The sequence below is a fragment of the Streptomyces sp. NPDC020597 genome, assembly GCF_044335095.1.
Taxonomy (GTDB): Bacteria; Actinomycetota; Actinomycetes; order Streptomycetales; family Streptomycetaceae; genus Streptomyces.
In genome coordinates this window covers 1-10,709 of the sequence record NZ_JBIRUL010000061.1, presented here as the reverse complement: position 1 = coordinate 10,709, position 10,709 = coordinate 1, and the positions used below count along the sequence as shown (strand labels likewise).

The 10,709-nt window shown below is 71.3% G+C and carries 1 protein-coding gene and 2 pseudogenes; 2 read left to right on the top strand and 1 reads right to left on the bottom strand.

Annotated elements, in window-relative coordinates; genetic code table 11:
• A pseudogene (locus ACH4ZA_RS39645) lies at nt 1–168 on the bottom strand (aminofutalosine synthase MqnE); the annotation flags it as partial.
• Between the two features lie 252 nt (nt 169–420).
• Between ACH4ZA_RS39645 and ACH4ZA_RS39640 the strand changes: the two are divergent.
• The gene (locus ACH4ZA_RS39640) at nt 421–1,281 is read left to right on the top strand and encodes a 1,4-dihydroxy-6-naphthoate synthase (protein ID WP_398433857.1); all 861 of its coding nucleotides are present in this window, start codon (nt 421–423) and stop codon (nt 1,279–1,281) included.
• 284 nt (nt 1,282–1,565) lie between these two features.
• Nucleotides 1,566–10,709: pseudogene (locus ACH4ZA_RS39635) on the top strand (type I polyketide synthase); the annotation flags it as partial.

The following is a 10,709-nucleotide window of genomic DNA, read 5'->3' as shown; positions in this document are numbered from 1 at the left end:
GACGTTGAAGTGCACCACGTCGCCGTTCTTGCGGGTGCGCACCTCGTGCGCGAGCCCGCCCAGCCACGCCAGGTCGTCCGACTCGTACAGGGCGATGCCGTCCTCGCGGGACAGCCGCTCACCGGAGAGGACCTTCTCCTCCAGCTCGCGCTTGAGCCCAGCGTCCATGGCCGGGAACCTCCTCGTTCAGTGCCAGGCGGCACGCGTGGTGACGGTGCGCACATGGCATGGGCGTGGTCTGCCGCGTCGACGGTCCCCAGGGCGCGACCGCGACGCCCCGCGGAAACCGGCGGGCATCGACGCCGCGTCGGGTGGGGCCCGCTCATCCTCGCGGAGGGCAGTCTGGGGAAAACCCCACATCCGCAACGGCTTTGCTGAGGGCATCGCCGCCGTACCCCGGACAAGAAGGAAGGACGGGCCGTGACGGAGCCCCTGACCCTCGCGCACTCACCCTGCCCCAACGACACTTTCGTCTTCCACGCCTGGACCGAAGGGCTGCTCCCCGACGCGCCGGATGCGCGGCTCACCCTCGCCGACATCGACGTCACCAACGGCCTCGCCGAACGCGGCGAACTGGACGTCCTGAAGGTCTCCTACGGCGTGCTGCCGCGCATCCTCGCCGACTACGCGCTGCTGCCCTGCGGTGGCGCCCTGGGCCACGGCTGCGGTCCCCTCGTCCTGGTGGCGGAACCCGGTGAGCCCGCCGCACTGACCGGTGCCCGCGTCGCGGTACCCAGCACCACTTCGACGGCCTACCTGCTGTTCCGGCTCTGGGCGGCCGACGCGATACCGGGCGGTGTCGGCGAGATCGTCGTCCTGCCGTTCCACGAGATCATGCCCGCCGTCCGGGACGGCGCCGTCGACGCCGGACTCGTCATCCACGAAGCTCGTTTCACCTACGGGCGCTACGGTCTGCACTGCACCGCAGACATGGGCGAGGAGTGGGAGAAGCGCACCGGGCTGCCCATTCCGCTGGGCGCGATCGTCGCCCGCCGCTCCCTGGGGGAACCCGTGCTGCGCCGGCTCACCGGCACGATCCGCGCCTCACTCCGCGCGGCACGGGAGAATCCGGCCGCCTCCCGCGCCCACGTCCTCCAGCACGCCCAGGAGATGGAACCGGACGTCGTCGACCAGCACATCGGCCTGTACGTCAACGAGTTCACCGCCTCCCTCGGCCCGGACGGACTGCACGCCGTGCGCACTCTCCTGGACCGCTCGGCCGAGCTCGGCCTCGTGCCGCGCGTCGCCGAGAACGCACTGGAGACGACCCTCCGCCTGTGAGCGCAGGTGGCGGTCTCGAAGCCCGGCCGGTCTCCGGCCCGCCCGGCAACGCTAGAAGTTCTCTTAGAGCCGCCCGGACCACCACCGGAAACGAGCGCAACCCTTCCCATAATCGGCCCTGGGGACAGGCCTGGCGCCGGTAGCGCCGCGGCCCGTTCCGCGAGGGCATCGGACGGCACGCCGGCCCTCACCAGGCCCCGGCGCCCGGGAGGCGCCGGGGCCACCCCGATGCCCCGTGCCCCACCGCGAGCCGGCGTGCCCCGCCGCCGAAGGGAGACCGATCCGTGAGCGAGGACAGGCTGCGCGAGTTCCTGACCCGAGTCTCCAGCGACCTCCAGCGCACCCGCGCCAGGCTGCGCCAGGTCGAGGGCAGGGCGACGGAACCGATCGCCGTCGTCTCCATGGGCTGCCGCTACCCCGGTGGGGTGCGCACGCCGGAAGACCTCTGGCACCTCGTCGACACGGGCGCCGACGGCGTCTCCGCCTTCCCGGACAACCGCGGTTGGGACCTCGGCGCACTCTACGATCCCGATCCCGCCAACCCCGGCACCTGCTACACCCGGGAAGGCGGCTTCCTCCACGACGCCGCCGACTTCGACCCCGCCTTCTTCGGCATGTCCCCGCGTGAGGCCCTCGCCACCGACCCGCAGCAGCGCATCCTGCTCGAGATCGTCTGGGAATCCCTCGAACGGGCCGGCCTGCGCCCGGCCGACCTGCGCGGAAGCGCCACCGGAGTGTTCGCCGGAGTCATGTACAACGACTACGCCACCCGGTTCCCCGAGCCGCCTCCCGGCGTCGAGGGCCACCTCGGCAACGGCAGCGCCGCGAGCATCGCCTCGGGTCGCGTCTCCTACACCTTCGGCTTCGAGGGGCCCGCCGTCACGGTGGACACCGCGTGCTCCTCCTCCCTCGTCGCCCTCCACCTCGCGGTGCAGTCGCTGCGGCAGGGCGAGTGCGACCTCGCCCTCGCGGGCGGCGTCGCCTTCATGTCGACCCCGGTCACCTTCCTGGAGTTCAGCCGACAGCGCGGACTCGCGCCGGACGGACGCTGCAAGTCCTTCGCCGACGCCACCGACGGCACCGGCTGGAGCGAGGGCGCGGGCGTCCTTCTGCTGGAACGCCTCTCCGACGCGCGTCGCAACGGCCACGAGGTGCTCGCCGTCGTCCGCGGCTCCGCCGTCAACCAGGACGGCGCGAGCAGCGGCCTCACCGCTCCCAACGGGCCGTCCCAACAGCGTGTCATCCGCCAGGCGTTGACCTCCGCAGGGCTTTCTCCGCAGGACGTCGACGCCGTCGAGGCGCACGGCACCGGAACCACCCTCGGCGACCCCATCGAGGCCCAGGCACTCCTCGCCGCCTACGGGCAGGACCGCGCTGCGGACCGTCCGCTCTGGCTCGGCTCCCTGAAGTCCAACATCGGTCACACCCAGGCCGCCGCGGGCGTCGGCGGCATCATCAAGATGATCATGGCCCTGCGCCACGCCCGCCTGCCACGCACTCTGCACGTCGACGCGCCCACGACCAAGGTCGACTGGACCGAGGGCCACGTACGTCTGCTCACCGAGCCCGTCGTGTGGCCGCCCGGCGACCGGCCGCGACGGGCCGGGGTGTCCGCATTCGGGGTCTCCGGCACCAACGCCCACGTCATCCTGGAGGAGACCCCGCCGAACGAAACCGAGGCCACGGAACCGGAAGACACCGACACGACACCCGAACCCGCGGTGCCCCCGGTCATCCCGTGGGTCCTCTCCGCCCGGACCGCCGACGCCCTGAAGGCTCAGGCCGCCGGCCTGCTCGACCACCTCGGCACGCACCCGGACACCGACGACCTGGCCGTCGCACGCACGCTGACCCTCCGACGCTCCCTCTTCGAACAACGCGCCGTCGTCCTCGGCACCGATCGCGAGTCCCTCACCGCGGGCCTCGAAGTCCTCGCCGCCGACGGCGCCTCACCCGACGTCGTCACCGCGACCGCCCGCCGGGGTGGTCGGACGGCGTTCTTGTTCGCTGGTCAGGGTGCGCAGCGGGTGGGGATGGGGCGTGGGTTGTATGCGGCGTTTCCGGTGTTCGCGGAGGCGTTCGACGCGGTGTGTGCGCGGGTGGGGGGTGGGTTGCGGGAGGTGGTCTTCGGCGAGGACGCGGAGCTGTTGGAGCGTACGGAGTGGGCGCAGCCTGCGTTGTTCGCCATCGAGGTGGCGTTGTTCCGTCTGGTGGAGTCGTTCGGGGTGCGCCCGGATTTCCTGATGGGTCATTCGGTCGGTGAGATCGCGGCTGCGCATGTGGCGGGTGTGTTGTCGCTGGAGGATGCGTGCGCGCTGGTGGTGGCCCGGGGTCGGTTGATGCAGGGGTTGGCGTCGGGTGGGGTGATGGTCGCGGTGGAGGCGGCCGAGGACGAGGTGCTGGCGCTGCTGGAGGGCCGTGAGTCCGAGGCGTCGGTCGCTGCGGTGAACGGCCCCCGCGCTGTCGTGATCGCGGGTGCCGAGGCAGCCGTCATCGAGGTCGTTGATGAGTTGAAGGCGCGAGGTCGGCGGGCGTCTCGTCTGCGGGTGTCGCATGCGTTCCATTCGCCGTTGATGGAGCCGATGCTGGAGGCTTTCCGTGAGGTCGCGGAGGGCATCTCCTACGGTTCGGCGTCGGTTCCGTTGGTGTCGAACGTGTCCGGGCGGCTCGCGGTGGGGGGCGAGTTGGCGTCGGCGGAGTACTGGGTGCGGCATGTGCGGGAGGCGGTGCGTTTCGCCGACGGGGTCGGAGTGCTGGCCGGCGAGGGTGTGACCCGCTTCCTGGAGATCGGCCCCGACGCCACCCTCACCGCACTCGCCCGTGCCGTTGCCGAAGAAGCTGGCGACGAAGCCGATTTCGTCGCGACGCTCCGCAAGGACCGTGACGAGTCCCGGACCACCGTGGCGGCGATGGCAGCGCTGCACGTCTCCGGCAGGCCGGTGGACTGGAAGGCGCTCCTGAACGACACGAACGAGTCGGTCCCGTTGCCCACATACCCCTTCCAGCGGACACGCTACTGGCTCGACCCTGTCGCCGACCACGCCGGACGTCGTGGGGAACACCCGCTGCTCTCGGACGGAATCGGCCTCGCCGACTCCACCACCGTGGTGGCCACAGGACGTCTCTCGCCGCGCACGCAGCCCTGGCTCGGCGAGCTCGCCACCGGCGGCGGCTCGCTCGTGGCCGCCTCCGTCCTGACCGACCTGGCTCTTCACGCCGCACGCGGCATCGGTGCCCATCACCTTGCCGAACTGCGCGTCGACACCCCCCTGTCGCTCCCCACGACCGGGGAGATCGAGGTGCAGACGGTCACGGAGGCAGTCCAGGGCGAGCGGCGTTGGGCCTTCTCTCTGTACGGACGGCCGTACGACCCCGACGCGGGCCCGTCGGACGAGGACCGGCCCTGGACCCGCCACGCCCACGGAACCCTGCTCACCGGCCCCGAGGATCCGACCGGCCCGAGCCCCGACGCCTCCGCAGGCGCTGCGGCCTGGCCCCCGCCGGGCGCGGTGCCCATACCCCTGGACGAGGTGTACACGGACTTCGACCTGCCACGCTCGCAGGTGCTGACAGCGGTCTGGCGTCTGGGAGACGAGGTCTTCGCGGAGGCCGCTCTGCCGGAGACGGCGGAGGCCGAGGCGGCCAGGTTCGCCGTGCACCCCGCCCTGCTGGACTCCGCCCTGCTCGTCCTGACGGCGGCCGGACAACCGGTGCCGCACCTCGTGGCCTGGTCCGGAGTCACCCTCCACGCGCGTGCGGCGGCGAGCATACGGATGCACGTCGTTCCGCGCTCGACGACGGAAAGCGAGGTCCGGCTGCTGGATGTCACGGGGGCCCCCGTCCTGACCGCCTCGACGGTAGCCGTCCTGCCCTTCGACGCCCACGAACGTCCCGACGCCGTCCGGCACCACGGCAGCGACCTCTACACCGTCACCTGGACCGCGGCCGAGGCCGCCACCGAGCGGGACGACGTCGGGGCCGTGGCCCGGAAGAGCCCGGACGAGCTCCTGGCGGCCCTGTCGGCCACCTCGGACGACGGCCCCTTCGCCGACCTCGTCGCCGTCCCGTGGCATACCGCGGACGCCGACGGCGGCGCCGGGCTCGTGCCCGATGTGCACAGTGCCGCGGAGCAAGCCCTCCGTCTGCTCCAGCGCTGGCTCACCGAAGGGCGTGCCGACCACTCGCGTCTGCTGCTGCTGACACGCGGTGCGGTCGCCGCGCGCCCCGGCGAGACCGTGGTGGACCTGCCCGCCGCCGCGGTGCGAGGGCTGTTCAAGTCGGCAGCGTCGGAGAACCCCGGGCGGATCCTGCTCCTCGACACCGACACCGACACCGAGGCCGTTCCCACCGATGACCAGCTCAGGGACGCGGCCGGGCGGCGAAGAGACGAACTCGTACTGCGCGAAGCACAGTTGCTCGCTCCGACGCTCACACGGGTCGCGGCCCCCGCGCAGCGACCGGCCGCAGCGGCCTTCCCCGCGGACCGGACGGTGCTCGTCACCGGTGGCATCGGCACGGTGGGGACCGCCACCGTCCGCCACCTCGTGCACCGCCACGGGGTGCGTCACCTGCTCCTCGTCAGCCGACGGGGCCCGCAGACCCCGGGCGCGGCCGCACTGATCGCCGAACTCGCCGAGGTCGACGCCCGAGTCACCGTCGTGAGCTGCGACGCGGCCGACCGTGACGCTCTCGCCGACGTCATCAGCGACATCTCGCCCGAACATCCGCTCGGCGCCGTGGTGCACATCGCCGGAACGCTCGACGACAGTGTGGTCACCTCCCTCACCCCGGAGCGACTCACCTCGGTGCTACGGCCCAAGGTCGACGCTGCGGTCCATCTCCACGAGCTGACACGACACCTCGACCTGTCGGCGTTCGTGCTGTTCTCCTCGGCCGCCGCCACGTTCGCCGGTCCCGGTCAGGGCAACTACGTCGCCGCGAACTCCTTCCTCGACGCCTTCGCCGTCCATCTGCGCGTCGACGGACGTCCCGCGGTGTCCGTCGCCTGGGGCCTGTGGGAAGCCGACAGCGCCATGACCAGCGGTCTCACCGATGCCGCGCAGAGCCGCGCCGCCCGCAACGGCATCGGCGCGCTGCCCACCGGCGACGCCCTCGCCCTCTTCGACCGCGCCCTCACCCACATCGACGTCCCCTCGCTTCCGCTCCGCCTGGACCGCGCCGCCCTGCGCCGGACCGCCGACCGGCTGCCCACGTTGCTGCGAGACCTGGCGGGTCGCCCCGCCCTGCGCGAGGCCGCGTCAGCGGCGCGATCCACGGTCCCGCAACTCGGCCTCCTGGACCTGCCCGAGTCCGGCCGCCGTGACGCGGTGGCTGCACTCGTGCGGAGCACGCTGGCCGACGTGCTCGGACACGCCCCCGAAACGCACATCCGCCCGGACACGCCGTTCACGCAGCTGGGACTCGATTCCCTGACCGCGCTGGAGCTGCGTAACTCCCTCGGCGCGGCGACCGGAATCCGGCTGCCGGCGACCCTCGTCTTCGACCACCCCACGCCCGAAGCGGTCACCGAACTCCTCCAGAGCGAACTGGCGCCCTCGCACACGAACGCCTCCGCGGTCCGACTCTCCGAGCCCGCCGCGCTCGCCGACGATCCTCTCGCGATCATCGGCATGGGCTGTCGATTCCCGGGCGGCGTCGAGACACCCGAACAGTTCTGGGATCTGCTCCTGCAAGGGGAGGACTCCATCGGAGACTTCCCCACGGACCGTGGCTGGGACAACCTCACCGCATTCGACGACCTGGACGGCACCGGACGCGACACGTCGGCGTACCCCCGTCACGGCGGCTTCCTCTCCGATGTCGGTCGGTTCGATGCGGAGTTCTTCGGGGTGTCGCCGCGTGAGGCGTTGGCGATGGATCCGCAGCAGCGGTTGTTGTTGGAGACGTCGTGGGAGGCGGTGGAGCGGGCGGGGCTGGATCCCCGGTCGTTGCGGGGGAGTCGTACGGGTGTGTTCGTGGGGACGAACGGTCAGGACTATCCGGCGTTGTTGAATCTGTCGGAGGGTGACTTCGGCGGTTACGTCGGCACGGGCAACGCTGCGAGCGTGGCGTCGGGCCGGGTGTCGTATGCGCTGGGCCTGGAAGGCCCGGCGGTCACGATCGACACGGCGTGCTCCTCGTCCCTGGTCGCCCTGCACCTTGCCGCGCAGTCGCTCCGCTCCGACGAGTGCTCGAAGGCCCTCGTCGCAGGCGTCACCGTGATGTCCACCCCCGCTGCTTTCGTGGAGTTCGGTCGTCAGGGTGGGTTGGCGGCGGATGGCCGGTGTAAGGCGTTCGGTGAGGGTGCGGATGGTACGGGGTGGGGTGAGGGTGTGGGTGTGTTGTTGGTGGAGCGGTTGTCGGATGCGCGTCAGTTGGGTCATCGGGTGTTGGCGGTGGTGCGAGGTTCGGCGGTGAATCAGGATGGTGCGTCGAATGGGTTGACGGCGCCGAACGGGCCTTCGCAGCAGCGGGTGATCCGGGCGGCGTTGGCGGACGCGGGTGTGTCGGCGGTGGATGTGGACGTGGTGGAGGCGCACGGTACGGGGACGCGGTTGGGTGATCCGATCGAGGCGCAGGCGTTGCTGGCGACTTATGGTCAGGGTCGTTCAGTGGATCGGCCGTTGTGGTTGGGGTCGGTGAAGTCGAATGTGGGTCATACGCAGGCGGCTGCGGGTGTGGCCGGTGTGATCAAGATGGTGCAGGCGTTGCGTCATGGGGTGTTGCCGGCGACGTTGCATGTGGGTGAGCCGTCGTCGCATGTGGACTGGTCGGCGGGTGCGGTGGAGTTGTTGACGGAGGCGCAGCCGTGGCCCGAGGTCGGTGGGCGGGTGCGGCGTGCGGGGGTGTCGTCGTTCGGTCTGTCCGGGACGAACGCGCACGTCATTCTCGAACAGGCCCCGGCCGAGCCGTTGGATGAGGTTGAGGGCGCGGGTGCAGGTGCAGGTGCGGGTGCAGGTGAGGGTGCGGGTCTGCCGGTGGTGCCGTGGGTGCTGTCCGGGCGCAGCCCCGACGCCCTGCGCTCACAGGCCACCCGGCTGCGTGCCTACGCGCAGGCGAGGGCGGACCTCAGCCCCGTTGCTGTGGCGAGTGCCCTGATCACCACCCGCACGCCTTTCGAGAACCGCGCCGTCATCTACGGCCGCGATCACGCGGAACTGCAGGCCGGCCTCCACTGCCTGGCCGTCGGAGATCCCGCCGCCAACCTGATTCAGGGCACAGCGGCCGGTCCCGGCCGGACGGCGTTCTTGTTCGCTGGTCAGGGTGCGCAGCGGGTGGGGATGGGGCGTGGGTTGTACGGGGCGTTTCCGGTGTTCGCGGAGGCGTTCGATGAGGTGTGTGCGCGGGTGGGGGGTGGGTTGCGGGAGGTGGTCTTCGGTGGGGACGCGGAGCTGTTGGAGCGTACGGAGTGGGCGCAGCCTGCGTTGTTCGCGGTTGAGGTGGCGTTGTTCCGTCTGGTGGAGTCGTTCGGGGTGCGTCCGGATTTCCTGATGGGTCATTCGGTCGGTGAGATCGCGGCTGCGCATGTGGCGGGTGTGTTGTCGCTGGAGGATGCGTGTGCGCTGGTGGTGGCGCGGGGTCGGTTGATGCAGGGGTTGGCGTCGGGTGGGGTGATGGTCGCGGTGGAGGCGGCCGAGGACGAGGTGCTGGCGCTGCTGGAGGGCCGTGGGGCCGAGGTGTCGGTCGCTGCGGTCAACGGCCCCCGCGCGGTCGTGATCGCGGGTGCCGAGTCGGCGGTTGATGAGATCGCGGGGCAGCTCAGGGCGTTGGGCCGGCGGACGTCTCGTCTGCGGGTGTCGCATGCGTTCCACTCGCCGTTGATGGAGCCGATGCTGGAGGCTTTCCGTGAGGTCGCGGAGGGCATCTCCTACGGTTCGGCGTCGGTTCCGTTGGTGTCGAACGTGTCGGGGCGGCTCGCGGTGGGGGGCGAGTTGGCGTCGGCGGAGTACTGGGTGCGGCATGTGCGCGAGGCGGTGCGTTTCGCCGACGGGATCGGTGCACTGGCCGCGGAGGGTGTGACCCGCTTCCTGGAGATCGGCCCCGACGCCACCCTCACCGCACTCGCGCAGAACAGCCTCCCCGACGACGGCACCGGCGACGCAGTGTTCGCCTCGATGCTCCGCAAGGACAGGGGCGAGGTGGAAACCGTCGTTGCGTGCGTTGCCGCTGGATACACGGCGGGGCTCCTCGTCGACTGGACCGCGCTGATCGGCGAGGCCACCACGGCCGGCGTCGACCTGCCGACGTACGCCTTCCAGCGAGAACGGTTCTGGCCGCAGACCAAGCGCAGCGAAGTCGTGCCGGACGCGGACTTCTGGGACCCCGCCGAACCGGAGGAGGCACGGGAGCTGGCTCACACGTTGAACATCGGCGAGGACGTCGTCCAGGAGGTCCTGGCGGGACTGTCGGCCCGGCACCGGGATCGAGCGGTCAGAGCCGAGGTGGATGGCTGGCAGTACCGTGTGGACTGGCAGGAGGCCGCGCTCCCGCCTGGTGACGGTCCTTTCGGGCAGTGGCTGGTGCTCCACTCGGCGGGGCGCTCGGCTCACCTGGACACGGTGACCGCCGCTCTGCCCGAGCACCTGCTCCTGTCCCTGTCGGACGATCCCGACCGCGCGGAGCTGGCCCGTGCCGTGGCCGCCCTTCCGGGCCCGCAGATCGCCGGAGTCGTCGTCCTGTGCGAGACGGTCGTGCAGGCGCTCATCGCCACACAGGCGATGGGTGACGCGAAGGTGGCAGGGCCCACCTGGCTGGTGACCCGGGGAGCGGTCTCCGTGGGCGACCTCGATGACGGTCCGCTGCGCGCCGAACAGGCCGCCGTCTGGGGACTGGGTCGTGTCGCCGCACTGGAACACCCCGACCGCTGGGGCGGACTGGTCGATCTGGCGGAGGCGCCCGGCGCGAACACCGCAGCGCTACTCGCGTCGGTCTTCTCATCCTCCTCCGAGGATCAACTCGCGCTTCGCGAGGGACGGATCCATGCCCGAAGGCTTCGGCAGGCGTCCGCTCAGCGGCCCACCGGACCGGGCTGGAAACCGGAAGGAAGGGTCCTGGTCACCGGCGGCACCGGTGCTCTCGGCGCGCACGTCGCACGCTGGCTCGTCAGGCGTGGAGCCACCGACCTGGTTCTCACCGGTCGTCAGGGCCCCGCCGCCGCAGGAGCCGAAGAACTCGTCGCCGAGCTTCGCGACTCGGGCGCACAACGGGTGAGCGTCGAAACGTGCGACGTCTCCGACCGGGCAGCGGTCGCCGACCTGCTCTCCCGACACCGCGTCAGCGCCGTCTTCCATGCCGCCGGCGTCCCCGACCACATGCCCTTCGACGACATCGACGCCGCTCATGTGGGGCGGGTGGTGGGGGCGAAGGCGTGGGGTGCGGTGTATTTGGACGAGTTGACGTGTGGTTGGGATCTGTCGGCGTTCGTGGTG